At 59.4% G+C, this 18,981-nt stretch carries 15 protein-coding genes; 11 read left to right on the plus strand and 4 right to left on the minus strand.

Annotation, left to right across the window (positions count from 1 at the left end; translation table 11 throughout):
* Positions 1-177: 177 nt before the first annotated feature.
* On the plus strand, positions 178-1,179 hold the full coding sequence (locus TU73_RS00485; protein ID WP_057010510.1) for an ABC transporter substrate-binding protein: 1,002 nt from the start codon (positions 178-180) through the stop codon (positions 1,177-1,179).
* 104 nt (positions 1,180-1,283) lie between these two features.
* On the opposite strand, the gene TU73_RS00490 is transcribed toward TU73_RS00485, so the two are convergent.
* The gene (locus TU73_RS00490; protein WP_056847238.1) at positions 1,284-2,204 is read right to left on the minus strand and encodes a LysR family transcriptional regulator; all 921 of its coding nucleotides are present in this window, start codon (positions 2,202-2,204) and stop codon (positions 1,284-1,286) included.
* 182 nt (positions 2,205-2,386) lie between these two features.
* Here TU73_RS00490 and TU73_RS00495 point away from each other — a divergent pair, with 182 nt between their 5' ends.
* Positions 2,387-3,292: a TauD/TfdA dioxygenase family protein gene (locus tag TU73_RS00495; protein WP_057010511.1), complete on the plus strand. Its 906-nt coding sequence runs from the start codon at positions 2,387-2,389 to the stop codon at positions 3,290-3,292.
* 123 nt (positions 3,293-3,415) lie between these two features.
* Here TU73_RS00495 and TU73_RS00500 read toward each other — a convergent pair whose 3' ends face one another.
* Both TU73_RS00500 and TU73_RS00505 read right to left on the minus strand, forming a co-directional pair.
* Positions 3,416-5,023 carry an alkaline phosphatase family protein gene (locus TU73_RS00500; RefSeq protein WP_057010512.1) on the minus strand — a complete coding sequence of 536 codons (1,608 nt, stop codon included), beginning with the start codon at positions 5,021-5,023 and terminating at the stop codon, positions 3,416-3,418.
* A 145-nt stretch (positions 5,024-5,168) separates the two neighbouring features.
* The gene (locus tag TU73_RS00505; protein WP_057010513.1) at positions 5,169-6,113 is read right to left on the minus strand and encodes a LysR family transcriptional regulator; all 945 of its coding nucleotides are present in this window, start codon (positions 6,111-6,113) and stop codon (positions 5,169-5,171) included.
* A gap of 155 nt (positions 6,114-6,268) precedes the next feature.
* Between TU73_RS00505 and TU73_RS00510 the strand changes: the two genes are divergently transcribed.
* The gene (locus TU73_RS00510; protein ID WP_057010514.1) at positions 6,269-8,584 is read left to right on the plus strand and encodes a TonB-dependent receptor; all 2,316 of its coding nucleotides are present in this window, start codon (positions 6,269-6,271) and stop codon (positions 8,582-8,584) included.
* On the opposite strand, the gene TU73_RS00515 is transcribed toward TU73_RS00510, so the two are convergent.
* On the minus strand, positions 8,555-9,754 hold the full coding sequence (locus TU73_RS00515; protein ID WP_057010515.1) for a CynX/NimT family MFS transporter: 1,200 nt from the start codon (positions 9,752-9,754) through the stop codon (positions 8,555-8,557). The genes TU73_RS00510 and TU73_RS00515 overlap by 30 nt on opposite strands.
* Positions 9,755-9,864: 110 nt before the next feature.
* Here TU73_RS00515 and TU73_RS00520 point away from each other — a divergent pair, with 110 nt between their 5' ends.
* From TU73_RS00520 to TU73_RS00555, 8 genes are all read left to right on the plus strand, one after another.
* Entirely contained in the window at positions 9,865-10,716 is an 852-nt protein-coding gene (locus TU73_RS00520) for a LysR family transcriptional regulator (protein ID WP_057010855.1), read from the plus strand.
* Between the two features lie 235 nt (positions 10,717-10,951).
* Positions 10,952-11,770 (plus strand): energy transducer TonB, encoded by an 819-nt coding sequence (locus TU73_RS00525; RefSeq protein ID WP_057010516.1) that lies wholly within the window; start codon positions 10,952-10,954, stop codon positions 11,768-11,770.
* Between the two features lie 25 nt (positions 11,771-11,795).
* Positions 11,796-12,518, plus strand: a complete 723-nt coding sequence (locus TU73_RS00530; protein WP_156421185.1) for a MotA/TolQ/ExbB proton channel family protein — start codon at positions 11,796-11,798, stop codon at positions 12,516-12,518.
* Entirely contained in the window at positions 12,519-12,920 is a 402-nt protein-coding gene (locus TU73_RS00535; RefSeq protein WP_057010518.1) for an ExbD/TolR family protein, read from the plus strand.
* Positions 12,921-13,101: 181 nt separating this feature from the next.
* Complete coding sequence (locus TU73_RS00540) at positions 13,102-16,038, plus strand: glycosyltransferase family 32 protein (protein ID WP_156421186.1); 2,937 nt, start codon at positions 13,102-13,104, stop codon at positions 16,036-16,038.
* A 237-nt stretch (positions 16,039-16,275) separates the two neighbouring features.
* A complete protein-coding gene (locus TU73_RS00545) occupies positions 16,276-16,857 on the plus strand; it encodes an alpha/beta hydrolase (protein ID WP_057010519.1) in 582 nt (193 codons plus the stop codon).
* 48 nt (positions 16,858-16,905) lie between these two features.
* Positions 16,906-17,814 (plus strand): sigma 54-interacting transcriptional regulator, encoded by a 909-nt coding sequence (locus TU73_RS00550; protein ID WP_057010520.1) that lies wholly within the window; start codon positions 16,906-16,908, stop codon positions 17,812-17,814.
* A 124-nt stretch (positions 17,815-17,938) separates the two neighbouring features.
* A complete protein-coding gene (locus TU73_RS00555) occupies positions 17,939-18,721 on the plus strand; it encodes a MetQ/NlpA family ABC transporter substrate-binding protein (RefSeq protein ID WP_057010521.1) in 783 nt (260 codons plus the stop codon).
* Positions 18,722-18,981: the final 260 nt, after the last annotated feature.

Genomic DNA, 18,981 nt, shown 5'->3' on the forward strand with positions numbered 1-18,981 from the left:
CCAATGCATTCGAAGAATATTTTCGATGCTGTTCATGCATAACGCCGTGGAGCCTGCGTATTAGCTCGCATAGTCCTAAAAGCTATTAAATTGTGAATTTATAGTATTTAAAGTTTTGTACGGCCTGTGCCTACTTTCTGCTCCCCAGGCGACCGTCGCCCACCAGGAGCTGTGCTTATGAAATTGCCCTTCAAACATCTGATCAGCCTGTTGGCCGGCACCGCCCTGGCCGGGCTGGTGCAGGCCGCTGACCTCAAGGAAATCCGCATCGCCGTGCCCGACCTCAGCGCCGGCAGCCAGCACAGTGGCGGTGGTATTACGGATGTGTTGCGTGAACAGCAGATCTTTGAAAAAGCCTTTGCCGACCAAGGCATCAAGATCCAGTGGAATTACTTCAAGGGTGCAGGCCCGGTGATCAACGAAGCCTTCGCCAACGGCCAGGTGGACCTCGCCTATCTGGGCGACCTGGCAGCGATCATTGGCCGTTCCAATGGCCTGGATACGCGGCTGCTCAGCGCCACGGCGCGTGGGGTCAAGCACTACCTCGGCGTGGTGCCGGGCTCAGGCATCAAGACTCTGCAAGACCTCAAGGGTAAACGCGTGGCGGTGTTTCGCGGCACGGCCAGCCAGTTGTCGTTCGACAGTGCGCTGGCCAGCCAGGGCCTGAGTGAGAAGGACCTGAAGGTCATCAACCTCGACTTCAATGCCGCTGGCGCCGCCTTGGCCGCCAAGCAAATTGACGCCACCTGGGGCGGTTCGACCCTGACGGCACTGCAGGCCAAAGGCCTGGCAGAAATACCGCTGACCACCAAGGACCTGGGCGATGCCGGCAGTATCCAGGCCGTGCTGGTGGGCAGCGCCAAGTTTGTCGACGAACACCCCGATGCCGTGGCCAAGTTGCTCAAGGCCCAGCAGCAGGCGGTGCAGTGGCTGACCGATGACAACAACAAACAGGCCTATATCGCGCTGGTGTCGGGGTTGGCCAGTTACCCGCCGGTGATCCTGACCAATGATCTGAAAGACCAGAAACTCAGCGAGATTTTCCCCTCGACCCTGGACCCGGTGTTCCTGGGCAAATTGCAGGATGCGGTGGATTTGGCGTCGAAGGAGAAGTTGATTCGCAAGTCGTTTCAGGTGAGTGATTGGGTGGCGCCTGGGTTGGTGGCGGCAGGGCTCTGAGTTTTTCGGTGCTTGGGCTATCGCTATCGCAGGCAAGCCAGCTCCCACACTTGAATGTGTTCACCGCTCAAATGTGGGAGCTGGCTTGCTCGCGATGAGGCCCTTCAAACCGCCACACTTACCTCCTGCCTATCTACCTCCACCAGCGTCTCAATCATCGCCTTCGCCGCCGGCGACAACCGCGACCCGGTGCGACTGACAATCCCGCAACGCGCGCTCATGGTCTCCATGTTCTGCGGCAGGTTGCGCCAGTGCAGCAGCACCAGCGAACCGCTGGCCACATCCTCGGCAAAGGCTTCCTCGGTGCCGACGCCGATGGCGTTGGACTGCAGCACGATCTTCACCAGCGCCGGGAAGTGTTCGGTCTGGATACTCGGGGAGAAATCCATGCGCCCGCTGAGGTTCGCCAGCAGCTTGCGAATGCCTTGGGAGATCAACGGCGAGGCCAGCGGGTAGTCGAACATGTCGTTGGTCGACAGGCTGTCCTTGGCCAGCAACGGGTGCCCGGGGCGGCAGAAAAAGACGCCGCGCTTGGGCGTCAGTGCGCGGGTCTGGAAATTCGGGTCGGCCTCGAACTGACGGATGTCGGCGATAAAGAATTCAATCTCTTCACGGCTCAGGCTGCGGCTGAGGGTTTCCCAGTTGTCCACCTGGAAGCTCGTGCGGATTTTCGGGTGGGCGTTGATAAACCGCGCCACCGCATCCGGCACCAGTTTCACTGCGGGCGCCGGGCCGCAGCCGAAGCGCAGGTCGCCGGCGTCGAGCTTGGTCATGCGCGTTACTTCACTGCTCAGCAGCGCCGCGCCATGCACCAGGCTCAGGGCGTGCTGCAACACCACTTGGCCTTCCGGCGTAGGGCGCAGGTCTTTGTGGCCGCGGTCTACCAGCACGCAACCGAACTCCTGTTCCAGCCCCTGGATGCTGCGGCTGAACGCCGGTTGGGTGATGCCCATGGCGTCCGCCGCACGCACGAAACTGCGGTGTTCGTTGAGGGCGATGAAGTAGCGCAGTTGGCGAAGATCCATATGCTTTCCCGGCATTTTAAAAATAGGTCGAAGGCATTTGCGACCGAGCAAGCTGAGGTTTTAAATGCAAGCTCTTATTCCGTCAACGAAGCATCGATTCATTTGCTAGATCTAAATTGCATATGAATAGAGCGTTGCTGGAAAGCATCTCTACCATCAGCAGGCACATGAGGGTCATCACAATGAGCAACGCCGCATTAGCTGTTCAACCCATCGCCCACGCGCTCGACATTCACCCGGTGGCCGGTCGTATCGGCGCCGAGATCCGTGGCATCAAGCTGTCTGGTGACCTGGATGCCGCCACTGTCGAGGCCATCCAGCAGGCGCTGGTGCAGTACAAAGTGATCTTCTTCCGTGAGCAGACCCACCTCGATGACCAGAGCCAGGAAGCCTTCGCCCACCTGCTCGGCGAGCCGATTGCCCACCCGACGGTACCGGTGCGTGACGGCACGCGCTTTCTGATGGAGTTGGATGGCACCCGTGGCCAGCGCGCCAACTCGTGGCACACCGACGTGACCTTCGTCGACGCCTACCCAAAGGCCTCGATCCTGCGTTCGGTACTGGCGCCAGCGTCCGGTGGCGATACCGTCTGGGCCAATACCGCCGCGGCTTACAACGACCTCAGCGTCGAGCTGCGTGCATTGGCCGACCACCTGTGGGCAGTGCACAGCAACGAATACGACTACGCTGCACGCAAGCCGGATGTGGCGGTGGAGAAGCTGGAGGAATACCGCAAGGTCTTCACTTCCACGGTGTATGAAACTGAGCACCCGGTAGTGCGCGTGCACCCGGTCAGCGGTGAGAAAACCTTGCTGCTGGGGCACTTCGTCAAGCGTCTGAAAGGCTATTCCCAGGCGGAATCGGCGCAGCTGTTCAACCTGCTGCAAGGCCACGTCACCCGCCTGGAAAACACCGTGCGCTGGCGCTGGAATACCGGGGACGTGGCGATCTGGGACAACCGCGCCACCCAGCATTACGCAGTAGACGACTATGGCACCCAGGAGCGCATCGTGCGTCGGGTCACGCTCAAGGGCGATGTGCCGGTGGGTGTGCAGGGGCAGCGCAGCCAGACCACCAAAGGTCTCTAAGCAAACACAGATCCAAATGTGGGAGGGGGCTTGCCCCCGATAGCTGAGTGTCACTCAACCTTTCAGTAGCTGACACACCGCCATCGGGGGCAAGCCCCCTCCCACATTCAGACCTGTGTCGTTCTACCAGACGCCAATCTGCACCACCTTCTCCGCCTGCGGCTCACCATAACGAAACCATTGCCCACGCACTTCGATCTCGCTGTGGCTGATGGTGGTACGCCGCTTCAACCCGCGCAGCCATTCGAACAGATAACCCAAGTGAGTCTCCCGCACCTCGGCATAGGCCGGATCGCTGCCCAGGTCGTGGATCTCCTGCGGGTCGTTTTCCAGGTCGAACAGTTGCGGGCGAAAGCCGTCGTACGCCAGGTATTTCCAACGCTCGCTGCGCACCATGGTCATGCGGCAACGGTCGATGGGCTGCGCCAGGCGTTCCCGGGCCGGGGCCTGGAAGGCGTAGTCGTATTCGGCAATGGCGTAGTGGCGCCAGGTGGGTTGCTCGCCGTGCAACAGCGGGATCAGCGAGCGGCCTTCGAGGCGATGGTCGGCGGCGGGCAGGCCCAGGGCGTCGAGGAAAGTGGGCAGGGCGTCGATGGTTTCTACCAGGCGTGCGTCCACGGTGCCACGGCTGATATCGCCGCTGGCTCGTGGGTCGCGCACGATCAAGGGCACGCCCACGGCGGGCTCCAGCAAAAACTCTTTTTCACCGAGGTAATGATCGCCGAGGAAGTCACCATGGTCGCTGGTAAACACGATCAGCGTGTCGTCCCAGCGGCCAGCGCTTTGCATGAAATCAAACAGCCGCCCGAGTTGATCGTCGATCTGTTTGATCAGGCCCATGTAGGTGGGAATCACCGTGAGGCGCACTTCGTCCCGGGAAAAATTCAGGCTCTCCTGGTGTTGGCGGAATGCCTGGTACACCGGGTGATCGCTGGTTTGCCCAGGTTGAATGGGCGCCTGGATATGCTCGGCACCGTATAGCGCGTGATACGGCGCCGGCGCGATGTAGGGCCAGTGCGGCTTGATATACGACAGGTGCAGGCACCATGGCTGTTCTGCTTGTTCGCTGATGAAGTCGATGGCGCGGTCGGTGGTGTAGACGGTTTCCGAATGTTCCTCGGCCACCCGTGCAGGTTTGCCGGCGTTGCGCATGTGCCAGCCGCTGAGGATCTCACCGTCTTCGCCTTGGGCGGCATTGGCCCATTCATGCCAGGGGTTGCGACCACCGTAGCCTTGCTCGCGCAAGTAGTGGGTGTAGGGCGCGGACTCGCGTTTATCGTCGAACAATGGGCTGTCAGGGTAGATGCCATCGTGGCGTAGGTACGCGTCAAAGCCCACCTCATTCAGCGGCTCGGCCTGGGCGCTGTCGGGGTCGATATGCAGGCGTTGCAACGCCTCCAGGTTCGGCGTGGCGTGGGTCTTGCCCACCAGTGCGGTGCGGATGCCGTGGGGGCGCAGGTAGTCGCCAATTGTCAGTTCTTCAAGCGGCAGCGGTACCGCATTCCACGCCACTTGATGGCTGCTGACATACCGCCCGGTGTACGCCGACATGCGTGACGGGCCGCAGATGGTGCCCTGGGTATAGGCACGGCTGAAACGCACACCGGCGGCGGCCAGGCGGTCGATATTGGGGGTGTGCAAATGGGCGTGGCCGTAGCACGACAGGTAATCACGGCGCAGTTGGTCGCACATGATGTAGAGCACGTTGCGTACAGGTTTGGGGTCGGACATGGGAATTTACCGGACGGAGGACAGGTGGGTTTTTTCGCCGTTCGGAGGGCGCGCTGGCAAGTGCATTTGGGGACTGGGTTCCATGCAGTGAATGCATGGGTGTTGCTACCGGCGCTTTCGCGGGCAAGCCCGCGAAGGCGCCGGTTCAAACAGCGATATTCTCCAGGGTGCAAATGTCTTCATCCAGCTCATCAATCTGCTTGATCTGCTCAATCATCGCCTGCGCCAACGGCGACAATCGATACCCCGCACGGCTGACAATTCCGTAGCGGGTGTAACGCTCCTCCAGGTTTTCATCCAGGCCCTCAATCTTCAGGCACACCAGCTCACCCCGCGCCATGTGCAGCACATCGCTGTTGGCGCTGACGATGCCGATGGCGTCCGAACGCAACACCACGCCCATCAGGCTATAGCCGTTTTCACACTCCACATTGGGTTGATAATCGGGCCGGCCGCTGAGGTCAACGATGACTTTGCGCAGGTTCGGCGGGCGGATGGTCACGGCCAGCGGGTAGCTCATCAGCTCGGCGGCGCTGACGCTGTCGCGCCCGGCCAAGGGGTGGCCGGCGCGGCAGCAAAAATACCAGCGGCGTGGGCGCAGGCGGTGGGTGTGGTAGTCGGGGTTGGCTTCGAAGTGGCGGGTGTCGGCAACGAAAAATTCGAACTCTTCGCTGAGCAGGCGCTTGTCCAGGCTTTGCCAGTCGTCCACTTGGAATTGCACGCGGGCCTTGGGATAGCGCCCGATAAAACTGCCGATGGCGCGGGGGATCAAGCCACCTGCCGGCGCCGGGCCGCAGCCGAAGCGCAGCTCACCGGCTTCCAGGCCGTTGAACTGGTTGATCTCGTTGGCCAGTTGCTGGGCGCCGCTGACCAGCCGCCGCGCATGTTCGAGCAACACCTGGCCTTGCTTGGTGGGCGCCAGGTCCTTGCGACCACGGTCCACCAATTGGCAGCCGGCACTGTGTTCCAGGGCTTGGATGCTGCGGCTGAACGCCGACTGCGACAGGTTCACGGCCATCGCAGCGGCGACAAAACTGCGTTGTTCGGCGAGGGCGATGAAGTGGCGAAGCTGGCGCAGATCGATATGCATTTTTCACATTAAAAATATCCGGGAAATGCATTGGATATGCATTAGGTCGACTCCTTATAAAGGCTATCTCTTATGCAGTAAATGTTCGTTAAAACATAAATAAATAACCTTTAGGAATATCTGCCGATGGATATCTCCGGGTTCTGGAGCCGCTTATGAGTCTGTTCAAGTCCTTGCCCCTGGCTGTGTTGGTGGCCGGTAGCAGCAGTTGGTCGCCGACCCAGGCCGCCGAAACGCCTGCGCCTGCCAGCAAGGGCGACAGCGCCAGTGGCCAGTTGGAAACCGTCACCGTGACCGCCCGGCGGCGCACCGAAAGTGCCCAGGCCGTGCCGACGCCCATGAGTGTGGTCGGCGGCCAGGCACTGGAGACCCAGCGGGTATACCGGATCCAGGATTTGCAGCAACTGGTGCCCAGCGTCAACGTCGCTTATATGCATGCGCGCCAGTCCAGCGTGTCGATCCGCGGCCTGGGCAACAACCCGGCCAGCGATGGCCTGGAAGGCAGCGTGGGGCTGTATATCGACAACGTCTACCTCGGGCGCCCGGGCATGGCGGTGTTCGACCTGATGGACATCGAGCAGCTCGAAGTCCTGCGCGGCCCCCAGGGCACCTTGTTCGGCAAGAACACCACCGCCGGGGTGATCAATATCAGCACCCGTGCACCGAGCTTCACCCCCGAACGCAGCATTGAAACTTCCTTGGGCGAGGACGGTTATTTCCAGACCAAGGGCACGATTTCCGGCCCGCTCAGCGATGACCTGGCGGGGCGTTTCTCGGCCTATCGCACGCGCAGCGACGGCGATATCAAGAACGAACACGACGGCCATGACCTGAACGGCGGCTCCCGCCAGGGCTTTCGCGGGCAATTGCTGTACAAGCCCAACGAGGCGTTCAACCTGCGCTGGATCGGTGATTACAACGAAGAGGACTCGAGCGCCGGCACCCGCGTGCTGTACAGCACCGGGCCGACCATCAATGGCACCAATTTGTACCAATCCCGCGCCAACGCGGCGGGGGCGACCCTGGTGGATGGCACCCATCGCAAGGTCAACCTGGACAACGACCAGCACGTCACCGTGTTTCAGGGCGGTACTTCGCTGGAAGCCAACTGGACGCTGCCGAATGACTTCACCCTGACCTCGGTGAGCGCCTACCGTTGGTGGAATTTCACCCCGCGCAATGATGACGGCCTCAACGTACCGGCGTCGTACAACGCCGGGGTGTCGGTGGAAGATAAGCAGTGGTCCCAGGAGTTTCGCCTGGCATCGCCTACGGGGGGCTTCTTTGATTACGTGCTCGGCGCCTACTACTTCGGCTCCGACCTGGATAATAAATCCTTCGCCTATTACGGGCCAAAGGCCGACACCTGGAATGGCACGCCAACTGGCGCGTTGAACAATGTGAGCAGCGTCGGCAACGGGCATATCCGCACCGACAGTTTTGCGCTGTTCGCCCAAGGCACCTGGCACCTGACCGAACGCCTGGATTTCACCGCCGGCCTGCGTGGCACCTACGAAGAAAAAAGCGCCTGGGTCACGCGCAATGCCCCGGTGGGCGGCGCCGCTGTGACCGGCGGCGCTGCCACGGCGCGGCGTGGGCGTACCGGCGCGTATGACTCCGGTGACCTCAATCAGTACAGCACCACGCCATCGGGATTATTGAGTCTGAGTTACCACTTCAATGACAACCTGCTGGGCTACGCAACGCTGTCCCACGGCGAGAAGTCCGGCGGGGTCAACCTGGCGGTGGGATCTGCGCCGACGGCAGGGGCCGACTCGCTGCTCATCGGCACCGAGCGTGCCAACAATGCCGAGCTGGGTTTCAAGAGCACCTTATGGGACCGCCGCCTGCAGCTCAATGCCAACCTGTTCTGGACCCAGGTCAACGGCTACCAGACCAACGCGTACGATCAGGACAACCGCGTGCAGTACCTGACCAACGCCGGCTCTGTGCGCTCGCGGGGCGTGGAAGTGGAAAGCACCCTGGTGCCGATCAAGGGCCTGACGCTGAACATCAACGGCTCCTTCAATGACGTGAGTTACCTGTCATACAAGGATGCGCCATGCCCGCCGGAAACCAGCCTGCGCCCGGGTGCGCCGGCGTCCTGCGACTTGAGCGGCCATCAGGTGGTGGGTGCGTCAAAGTGGATCGCCAATGCCAACGGCGAGTACAAGTGGAACCTGGCGAACGGCTTCGAACCCTACGTCACCGCCAGCTATGCGTTCCGTTCCAAGGCGGTAGGTACGGTGGAAGACTCCGACTACGGGCAGATCCCGGCCTATGCGGTGGTCAACTTATCAACCGGCCTGCGCGGCAACTATGACCAAGGGCAGTGGGATGTGTCGTTGTGGCTGAAAAACGCGTTCGACAAGACCTACTACACCACGCTGTGGACCGGCGGTAACGGCGGCTATGAAGGTTTGCTGGGCACGCCGCGCACCCTAGGCATGACTGGGCGCTACGACTTCTAGGTCGGTGCGATAGGTGGCCGGGCGGAACACCCGTGTCACCAGCAGCATCGCCACCACCGTCACCGTCAGCACCACCCAGGCGCTGACGAAATTGCCGGTAAGCTCGCGCAGCCAGCCGGTCAGCCACGGTGAAATCGCATTGATCAAAAAGCCCACGCCCTGGACGAACGCTGCCAGTTGCCCGGCTTGGCGCGGGTCGCGATGGTGGTCGAGGGTCAGCAACAGGCTCAAGGCAAAACACGCCCCCAATCCGAAGCCGCACAAGGCCACCCACAGGTGAGGATATTCCTGCGGCGCAATGATCAGGCCCAGGTAGCCAATGGTTTGCGCCAGCAGGCTGATGCTTAGCAATGGGCGGCGGTCGATACCGCGCTGCGCCAGCACCGGCATCAGCAGGGCGGCCGTCACCTGAAAAATCGTCATGAACGCCAGCAATGAACCGCTAGGCAGCACGCCCCAACCCAGTTGCTGATAGTAGGCGGGCAGCCACGCGACCATGCTCATGTAGCCGCAGTTCACCAGGCCGAAGTACAGCGCCAGCAGCCAGGCGCGGCGGTTGCGCAGCCCTTTGAACGCAGGTGCCCGCTGTGGATTTCGCGCCGCGCCCAGCGGTAGCCAGGCCCACAGCAGCAGTGCCCCCAGCGCCGGCAAGAGCCACACACCCAAGCCCGCCTGCCAGTGCTGAAAGTGTGTGGCTACCACCGGGCTGAGCAGCGCCGCCAGCCCGCCGCCGGCCATCAGCGACGCCGAGTACACGCCCATCGCCACCGGCACGCGGTGATGGAATTCGCGCTTGATCATCGCCGGCACCAACGCCTGGATCAGCGCCACGCCTGCACCGCCGAGCAGTGCTGTGACCAGCAGCGCCGAGGCCTGGCCCATCAGCCAGCGCGCCAGGCACGCCAACAGAATCATCAACAAGCCCAAGGCGATGCCGCGCCGTTCGCCCAGGCGCGCCTCCACATGCACGCCCACCAGTGCCACCAGCCCCATGCAGATCACCGGCAGGCTGGTGAGCAAGGCACTGCTCTGAAAACTCAGGCCGGTGGCCTGGCGAATCTCACCGAGCAACGGGCTGATGGAGCTGAGGATGGGGCGCAGGTTCAGGCCGAGCACTACCAGCAGGCCCCAGCCGACGAGTCGTCCAGCGAGTGTCGTGTTCAGCGTCATGGCAGGCAGGGTCCGAGTGGGCAAATGAGGGATGAGTATGGCGAGGCGCCAAGGTATGCTGAAATTAAATATAACCATGCCAACCAGTGGCAAACGCGATGGTGATGAGTGTGTTCGATCCTGTGTTGTTACGCAGCTTTGTCGCCGTGGTGGACTGCGGCAATTTCACTCGCGCCGCCGAGCGCCTGCATTTGACCCAGTCCACCGTCAGCCAGCAGATCCGCCGCCTGGAAGACGCCGTGACTTGCCAGTTACTTGATCGCGACCAGCGCCGTGTGGTGCCGACGGCCGAGGGCGAACGTTTGCTCGCCTATGCACGGCGCATTCTGGCGCGGCATGAAGAAGCCGCCGATGTGCTGATCAACCAGCAAAGCGACGGCGTATTGCGCCTGGGCGTTCCGGAGGACTTTGCCGCCGAGCGCCTGATGCCGCTGCTCTCAGCGTTTGTGGTGGCGTACCCACGGGTGCGTCTGGAAGTCACCAGTGGCCTAGGCCCCGAGTTGCAGCGCCAGTACCGCGGTGGTGAGTTCGACGTCTTGCTGGTCAAGCAGATGGGGGACAGCGACGACTGTGTGGCGTCGTGGCCCGAACCCTTGTATTGGGTCGACAGCCTCAGCATGCCGGCGCTGGGCCGTGACCCGCTGCCGCTGGTGGCTTTCCCGGTGGGCGGCCTGTATCGCAATGACATGCTCCACCATCTGGAGCGGGCTGGTTGGCGTTGGCGCATCGGTTATTCCAGCGCCAGCCTGGCCAGCGTGTGCTCTGCGGTGGCGGCAGGGTTGGGCATCAGCCTGTTGCCGGAACGGGTGTTGCAACCAGGCCATCGCATACTCGGCCCGGAGAGTGGCTTGCCGCCTGTTCATGGCGTGCGATTGGCCCTGTATGGCCGCAGTGGTTTGGGCGCAGCGGGCCAGAGTTTGCTGGGTGAATTGCTGGCTTTGTGCAGTGGAAACCCGCACTGACCCATACCTTTGCTGAATATTTTGTATGCCTTTAAGGCATTGAAAAACAACGGCTTGAAGCCAGGCCACGCTCCACGTGGCTTTGGTGTTTTCGGCTGTTTCATTTATGCATTTTTGTTCTATATATAACTTTAAAAATTACTTTAAGAAATAAACGTCTGGCCCCGATGATTCAGCCCTCGACGGGCCTTTAAGTAGGCCCCGTCGGTTTTTCAAAACCGTAGGGAGTGAATCAATGGGCAATGTCCAGACCGCCGCCAGTGCACCCGAGGCGCAGTGGCGCCAGGCACCGAGTGGTGAGTTGGTCGACCTTGGCCGGCTGCATCGCGCGCCGTTGGGGCAATTGCGGCTGCAGAAGACCCCGAAGCGTTTTTCCAGCCGCCGCGAAGGGATTTTGCTTGGGTTGCTGGTGTTGGCGCTGCATGGCGCAGTGATCTATTGGGTGAGCCAGAAACCCACGCCGGTGCTGCCGATTGTGCCCCCGGAAATTCCACCGATGACCATCGAATTTTCCCAGCCGGCGCCGCCGGTGGTTGAACCGCCTCCGCCTGTACCGCCACCATCGCCTGCGCCAGTGGTCGAGCCGCCGCCGCCGGTGGTGGATGAATTGGCCGCCAAGCCGGCGCCGCCCAAACCCATTGCGAAACCCAAACCCAAGCCTGCGCCTAAACCTGAACCCAAGCCGGTCCCCAAAGCCGTCGAGCAGCCACCTGCACCACCGACGCCAGCACCACCTGCACCGCCCGCACCTGCACCTGCGGCGCCAGCGCCGGTGACGCCTGCTTCGGCCAACGCGGCGTACCTGAAGAACCCAGCGCCGGAGTACCCGTCACTGGCTCAGCGTCGCGGTTGGGAAGGCACGGTGTTGCTGCGGGTGCAGGTGCTGGCCAGTGGTAAGCCGGGTGAGATTCAGGTGCAAAAAAGCAGCGGTCGCCAGCAACTGGATGACGCGGCATTGGCGGCGGTAAAGCGCTGGAGTTTCGTGCCCGCCAAGCAGGGCGATGTAGCCCAGAACGGCTGGGTCAGCGTGCCCATCGATTTCAAGATTCATTAATTATTCAGCGGCGCAGAGGGAAAACATCATGGCATTGGCATCTCCACTTGAATCCATCGAAAGCGCGGTGATCTGGCTGCTGGTGGCCTTTTCGATCGCCACCTGGGGCCTGGCCTTGCTCAAGGGCGTGCAGTTCGGTCGCCTCAAGGCCCAGGATCGCAGGTTTCACACCCGGTTCTGGGCGGCATCGAGCCTTGACTCGGCCGCCGAACTCGCTGAAACCCAGCCAGGCGCCGCCGCTCGTGTGGCCCAGGCCGGTTACGCGGCGATCCAGGTGGGTGACGCCAGCCATGCGACGGACTTGAGTCAGGCGATCAACCATCAGGACCGACTCGAACGCGCCCTGCGCCAGCAGATCGTGCGCGAACGTCGTTCCCTGGAAACCGGCCTGGCCGTAGTCGCCAGCATCGGCAGCACCTCACCGTTTATCGGCCTGTTTGGCACAGTGTGGGGGATCATGGAGGCGCTGAAGGGGATCAGTGCCGCCGGGTCCGCCAGCCTGGAAACGGTGGCAGGGCCGATCGGTGCGGCGTTGGTCGCGACTGGCGTGGGGATCGCCGTCGCGGTGCCTGCGGTGCTGGTCTACAACTATTTCCTGCGTCGCCTGAAGCTGACGGCGGCGGACCTGGATGACTTTGCCCACGACTTCTACAGCCTGGCGCAGAAAAACGCGTTCCGTGTGCTGCTGCACCCGACATTGGCCAAGGCCAGCGCCGGCAGCCCGCAGAAAGTGAAGGAGGCGTCCTGAATGGCCTTCTCCACGCAAGACAGTGATGAGGTGCTGAGCGAGATCAACGTCACGCCGCTGGTGGATGTGATGTTGGTGCTGTTGGTGGTGTTCATCGTCACCGCGCCGTTGTTGACCAACTCGATCCCGATCAACCTCCCCAAGACCCAGGCCGTGGCGCCGGTTGAGCAGAAAGACCCGCTGGTGGTGAGCATCGACGGGGCTGGAAAAGTATTTATCAACAAGGACGCCATCGCGCCGGACCTGCTGGAATTCAACCTGCAGGCGGCCAAGGCCAAGGACCCCGATGTGCGGGTGCAACTACAGGCCGACGATGGGGTGAATTATGGTGAAGTGGCACGCGCGATGGCGTCGATCGAGCGCGCGGGCATTACCAAGTTGTCGGTGATTACCGCACGTTAGTTTCAAAAAGTCTCGACAGTTTTTTGGGCCGCTTTCCTTGGCAGGGTGCGGCCTTTTTTATTTGATGGGTGTTTATGGATGTTGCATAGGAAAAGAATTTACATGTTTTCGGGCGTGCAATTCTTATCGGTATGCTTATGCTGGTCGGCGCATGGAGTGATTCAACTAATGGAGTAAAGGCATGTCTATCCGATTTCCCGTTCAACTGGTAAATACGTTCGTTGAACCGAAAATAGTTATTAAAAAGCCTGAGGAAAAATCCCCGGTAGAGGAAGTCCAAACTTATCAATCCCAACACGTTCGACACCCGGCCGCGTATAAACCGACAAGCCTGGCTGATAGTCAGAAAAGCAACAGTGTGTCGCAAGGTGCTGCATCAGACGGTATGCCCATTGCGTCAAGCAATCAACGTTCGGTATTGAAAGAAAACGCTCACATAGAGACTTATATCAGTAAACACTCCTCCGACTTCATAAGTCCCGAGAAAGAGATCTCGGCTATTTTATCCGCCAAGATAAAACAGCATTGGGGTGTGGATGTTGACCCGGATAAAACCTATTTGGTGACGTTCAAGCACGAGGGCGAAGATGAAAAAGAGGTGGTGGAGAAAATAACCCTGACACAGGCGGCGTTGGAAAACAGGCAGGACGTCACGGTCGAGGATAATGAAGGCTGGTTTGTAAAAATTGCCAAGTACTTTTCTCCGGCGGTTTATATTTACAACAAGGTTGACGGTTGGGTCCAGGAAGCCAACAGTCGACAAGGCATTTATCGCGAACCCAGCGCTCCCGGCGGCGCCCCTTATAATGCGGACACCCGTGTGTCCATACCGGTTGACGACTTCAAGGCGTTAGTCTGGAATACAGACCGGACCCAATTGTATAAGAAGACGCTTGATGGGTTTTGGGACAAGCACACCGACTCCTATGCGGCATTGAGTAAAATCTCCTTTGTCAAAGCCATCAATCTACAGCGGCTGGAAGGGACCCTGGGCCCTGTAGAGACGGCGCTCGCTCAACGTGCGTTGGGGCCGGTTGCGCAAAAGGAATGGTCCGAGCTGACGGTTGACGATTTTGCAACGCCTGCTGTCAAGGACCCGGACCTGGATATCGGGTTGCTGAGCATCAATGGTTTGCAGTCGACCGACTTGATGTGTGTGACCGACCGGAAAACCCAGCTGACGTTGCTTTACATCCCCGGCAACTCTTCGCCGATCCATCGTTTCGACAATCCGGCGCAAATGAAAACGTGGTTGGCCAAACAGGCCGCGGATCCGGTAAAGCGCGAATCACTGTTGACGCACTTTTCCCTCAAGGATCAGGCCAATAAGTCGTTTTCTGATGGTGTGCGCCAATCGTTGGAGGGGATGGGAAACTGGTCCGATGCGCAGACCTCGGGCGGCGCTATCCTTTCCAAACTCAACGGTTGGGTGCCGGATCGCTTCATCACCGTGGATCGGTTGCATGACGACCCTTTTGAAACAGTCAAAATTCGACAAAAGGCCCGGTCCTATTCGGACGCGGAAAATGCGATCGTCAGTGACGGCGACTACACCAAGAACAAAATATTTCAGGGCGTGGAAGAAGCTACCAAAGTCGCCATGTTCATGACGCCGCTGGCCCTGGCCATGCCGGAGGTGGCAATAGGGCTGGATGCGTTCTTCCTGGCTGCCGGGGCTACCCAGGCAGGCATCGGCATCGATGATGCCGTCAAAGGCAAAGCGACGGCTTCTGATCGGATTGTTTTTGGGGTACTGAACGCTGTTCCGCCATTAGCCACCCATGCGGGGCCACCCCTGGCCAAAGCGCTGACTGAGAGGGTGACCAGCGAGGGCGTTGCAGCAGGGGTTGACGTTGTAGCCCAGGCGCCTGCGCAAGCCCCTGAACAAGGGCGCTCAATCTTCAACCCGCCACGGCGAGTCAACGGGCAGATCGGATACCCGATGGGGCCTGTTTCGCCGCCGAGGATCCCTGAAGAGATTACGATTCCCATGGACGATGTCCATCAAATGTTCTCGGAAGACTACATGGTTTTCGTCGGCCCATACGGTACCAAGGTCACGTATGACGTAGAGGCCCGCCTCTGGCGTGGGCTCAACGAGAACGGTGAAGCAAATGACGTGTTTTATTGGCGTAAAGGGCAAGGAAATTGGCTGAGCGGTACTAAAACCGAAGCGATCGAAGGGAGCAAAGGTGCGCCCGTCTCCAGCCTGAGTAAAACCTTGAAATTACCGCAGTTACCTTCGCTGCCGTCCGGTGCGACAGAAGTGCCTAAAGTGATCCATTATTTTTGGGCCGGCAATGAAATGCCAGAGCACTTGCTCGACAATATTATTGAGAACGCTAGAAAAAGCCCTGGTTACAAGTCGGTTGTTCATGTTGACGCGAATGATGCAAGTACATTTCAAAAAATAAAGTCTGCTCTGGACCATAAGGTGGGCGGGCTTGAAGTGCATGACTTGAAAGAAGATGAGGCCTTTCAAGCGCTGAATGCCAGTAAGTACGCAGAGATGTACCAGTATTTTCGTTCAGGGCAAGGCCAGAACTTAGCAGCGTCATCGGACGTGATGCGCGTAGCGTTGATGAAGAAGTACGGCGGCATTTATCTGGATACAGACGACACGCTGGCGTTTAACGTGGGAGACATCACGCTGAAAGCTACACCCAATGATATCTTGATGAACTCACCCGTTACCTATGAGCCGACCGACTTCAAAGGGTTTAATACCAGTAACTTTGCAAGTCATCCTGACAATCCTCTGTTCGATAAGATATTGGAGGAGTCGTATCACCGGTATAAGGCGAACGAATCCTGGCTTGCCAGCCATCGCCCCTTCTTTAAGAATGGGTTGGGCGCCGCGGAACAGCAAGCCTATAAAGAGTACGAAACGAGGATATTCGAGATTACCGGGCCACGAATGTTTGGTGATGTATTAGAGCAGGAAAAATATGGATTTTTCCCGGTTGTTGATGACGTGACTGAACTACTGAATGCTCGCCTTTTGCTCCCCGAGGACTATGCAAAGAAGTTAATACAAGTCCGCGATTTTTATATGCCGATGAACCATAGGTTTGGCGTCACCATCGGCGCAGAGCACTCTATGTATCATTCACGTTGAGTGGGTAGAACCTTGGGCGCCGATAGCAGTGGCTTGGGTGTTCTCCAACTCTCTGACGGGGCTCAGTTGCAGCCACCGCCCCTCTGGCATCTCGGTGTCGGAGGGGCGTGCGATGGTTGGGTCAAAAAAATGGCTAATTCAATATGGTTATTAATAAATTCCTTTTTATTCCTTATTTGATTGTTTTGCGGCCCCTATACTGGTCAGCAACGCTAAACGCTGCAGGAGGGCACACCCATGCACAGCGAGTCGATTCGATATCTGATCGTGCCGGGCTGGCAAGGATCGCCAGAAGATCATTGGCAAACCCATTGGCAGAACAGCTTGCCCAACAGCGCACGGGTCGAGCAGGCCGATTGGCTGACGCCGCGTCGCGAAGATTGGGTAGCCGCACTGGCCGAGGCCATCGCTGCCGACAGCACCCCGGTCATCCTGATCGCCCACAGCCTGGGTTGCATCACCGTGGCCCACTGGGCGACCTCCGCCCCCGTGCATTTTTTGCGGCAGGTACGCGGCGCGTTGCTGGTGGCGCCGGCGGATGTCGAGCGCCCTGCGTGTGCGCCCGCCTTGCGTAACTTCGCGCCGATTCCCACCGATTTATTGCCATTCCCCAGCCAGGTGGTCAGCTCCGACAACGACAGTGCCGTGAGTGCTCGTAGGGCTTTGGAACTGGCGCGTCAGTGGGGCGCCGAAGCCGGCATCCTGTCGGGCGCCGGGCATATCAACGTGAAATCCGGCCACCGGCGCTGGGAGCAAGGCTTTGCCTACCTCTATCGTCTGCAACATCGCCTCGAGCACCACGCTCGGCGCAGCGCCTAATATTTTTTACAACGCCCCACCCTGAGTGGATTGGGGCGGGAGCCTGCCATGAGTCTGCATGAAACCTACGGCCAGCCACTGCTGACCTTCCCCGATGCCGAGAAAAGCCCGCTGAGCATCCGCGCCAAGGCGCTGGTGTTTGTCGACCCACGCTCACGCCAACTGCGTGAAGAGTTGGAAAGCCTGGCGCCGCGCGCTTTACCCGTATTGATTCGCGGTGAAACCGGCAGCGGTAAAGAGTTGCTGGCGCGGCACATCCACCGTGGCAGTGACCGCACCGGCTTGTTTGTCTCGGTCAATTGCGGTGCCATCAGCCCCACTTATGCGGATGCCGAGTTGTTCGGCTATGCCGCCGGCAGTCACAGTGGCGCTGCCAGCAGCCGAGCGGGCTGGTTTGGCTCGGCCAACGGCGGCACTTTGTACCTGGATGAGATTGGCGACTTGCCGCTGCCGATCCAGGTGAAATTGCTCGCGGCCCTGGAAAACCACGAAGTCACCCGCGTCGGGGCTCATCAGCCCAGCCCGGTGGATGTGCGCCTGGTGGCCGCCACCAGCATCGACTTGGCCCAGGCCGTGGCCGTTGGCAAGTTTCACGAGCGCCTGTTTCACTATTTGAGTGAAGGCAGGCTGGACCTGCCGGCGTTGCGCGAGCGGGTGGGAGATATTTTGTCCCTGGCCGAATATTTCCTCGGCATCTACAGCCAGCGCCTGGACCTGCCGGTGCCGCTGATCAGCGATGCCGCCCAAGAGGTATTGGAACAGCACATGTGGCCGGGCAATACCCGCGAGTTGGAAAACGTCATTCACTTTGCCTTGCTGGTGAGCAGCGGTGAGGAAATCTTGCCCGAGCATTTGAACCTGCCGGTAGCGGGTTCACCGCTGGAGCAAGTGCGACGAATTTTGGCCAGCGCCAGCCCGGCCGAGCAGGAATCGGTGCGTAAATTCCTGTATGAGTAAAATGGAATATCAACGTGAATAAAAGATATTGTTCGGGAATAAAAAATCTAGGTATTGTCCTTCTCACGCCGCGATAGCACTTCGCTGGCACCTTACATAAAAACGGTCGTTAGAAGGACATTGCATGAAAAAGGTTCTGTTGTTTACCGCTCTGGCGGCTGCCCTGACTGCCGGCTTTGCCCAGGCCAACGAGAAACTGGTGGTGGCCGCTACGCCGATCCCGCACGCCGAAATCCTCGAGCTGATCAAGCCAACCCTGGCCAAAGAGGGCGTAGACCTGGAAATCAAAGTCTTTACCGACTACGTACAACCCAATACGCAGGTTGCCGAAAAACGCCTGGATGCCAACTATTTCCAGACCCTGCCGTACCTGGAAAACTTCAACAAGGGCAAAGGCACCAACCTGGTCACCGTAGTCGGTGTGCACGTTGAACCCATCGGTGGTTACTCGAAAAAGATCAAGAAAATTGAAGACCTGAAAGACGGCGCCACCGTTGCCATCCCGAACGAAGGCTCCAACAGTGGCCGTGCTCTGCTGCTGCTGCAAAAGAACGGCCTGATTACGCTCAAAGACCCGACCAACGCCTTGTCCACGCCAAAAGACATCAAGGAAAACCCCAAGCACCTGAAATTCAAGGAGCTGGAATCGGCCCTGTTGCCACGGGTGCTCGACCAGGTGGACCTGGACGTAATCAACACCAACTACGCCCTGGAAGCCGGCCTGAACCCGGCCAAGGATGCGTTGATCATTGAAGACGCCAAGTCGCCGTACGTGAACTTCCTGGTGGCGCGCCCGGACAACAAGGACAGCGATGCTATCCAGAAGTTGGCCAAGGCCCTGACCAGCCCGGAAGTCAAAGCCTTCATCGAGAAGAAGTACAACGGCGCGGTAGTGCCGGCGTTCTGATGTAACTCAAACTTCCTTCAAGGTTTGAACGCCGACGGCTACTACAGCGTCGGCGTTTTTTTATCTGAAATACATTCAAAACTGTGGGAGCTGGCTTGCCTGCGATAGCGGTGGGTCAGTATCACCGCTGTATCTGACAGACCGCTATCGCAGGCAAGCCAGCTCCCACAGAGGTAAGTTTTTTGGTCATATGGATATGCTATCTAGGTATTTAAAATTTGATTTTTATACCTTTAAAGTTCGCGCTAGCTGACGTTATC

The sequence above is a fragment of the Pseudomonas libanensis genome (assembly GCF_001439685.1).
Classification (GTDB): Bacteria; Pseudomonadota; Gammaproteobacteria; order Pseudomonadales; family Pseudomonadaceae; genus Aquipseudomonas; species Aquipseudomonas libanensis.

Coding starts and splice junctions, on each gene's coding strand:
- TU73_RS00485 (WP_057010510.1), top strand. CDS start 178: ATGAAATTGCCCTTCAAACATCTGATCAGCCTGTTGGCCGGCACCGCC.
- TU73_RS00490 (WP_056847238.1), bottom strand. CDS start 2,204: ATGGATCTTCGCCAACTGCGCTACTTCATCGCCCTCAACGAACACCGC.
- TU73_RS00495 (WP_057010511.1), top strand. CDS start 2,387: ATGAGCAACGCCGCATTAGCTGTTCAACCCATCGCCCACGCGCTCGAC.
- TU73_RS00500 (WP_057010512.1), bottom strand. CDS start 5,023: ATGTCCGACCCCAAACCTGTACGCAACGTGCTCTACATCATGTGCGAC.
- TU73_RS00505 (WP_057010513.1), bottom strand. CDS start 6,113: ATGCATATCGATCTGCGCCAGCTTCGCCACTTCATCGCCCTCGCCGAA.
- TU73_RS00510 (WP_057010514.1), top strand. CDS start 6,269: ATGAGTCTGTTCAAGTCCTTGCCCCTGGCTGTGTTGGTGGCCGGTAGC.
- TU73_RS00515 (WP_057010515.1), bottom strand. CDS start 9,754: ATGACGCTGAACACGACACTCGCTGGACGACTCGTCGGCTGGGGCCTG.
- TU73_RS00525 (WP_057010516.1), top strand. CDS start 10,952: ATGGGCAATGTCCAGACCGCCGCCAGTGCACCCGAGGCGCAGTGGCGC.
- TU73_RS00535 (WP_057010518.1), top strand. CDS start 12,519: ATGGCCTTCTCCACGCAAGACAGTGATGAGGTGCTGAGCGAGATCAAC.
- TU73_RS00540 (WP_156421186.1), top strand. CDS start 13,102: ATGTCTATCCGATTTCCCGTTCAACTGGTAAATACGTTCGTTGAACCG.
- TU73_RS00545 (WP_057010519.1), top strand. CDS start 16,276: ATGCACAGCGAGTCGATTCGATATCTGATCGTGCCGGGCTGGCAAGGA.
- TU73_RS00550 (WP_057010520.1), top strand. CDS start 16,906: ATGAGTCTGCATGAAACCTACGGCCAGCCACTGCTGACCTTCCCCGAT.
- TU73_RS00555 (WP_057010521.1), top strand. CDS start 17,939: ATGAAAAAGGTTCTGTTGTTTACCGCTCTGGCGGCTGCCCTGACTGCC.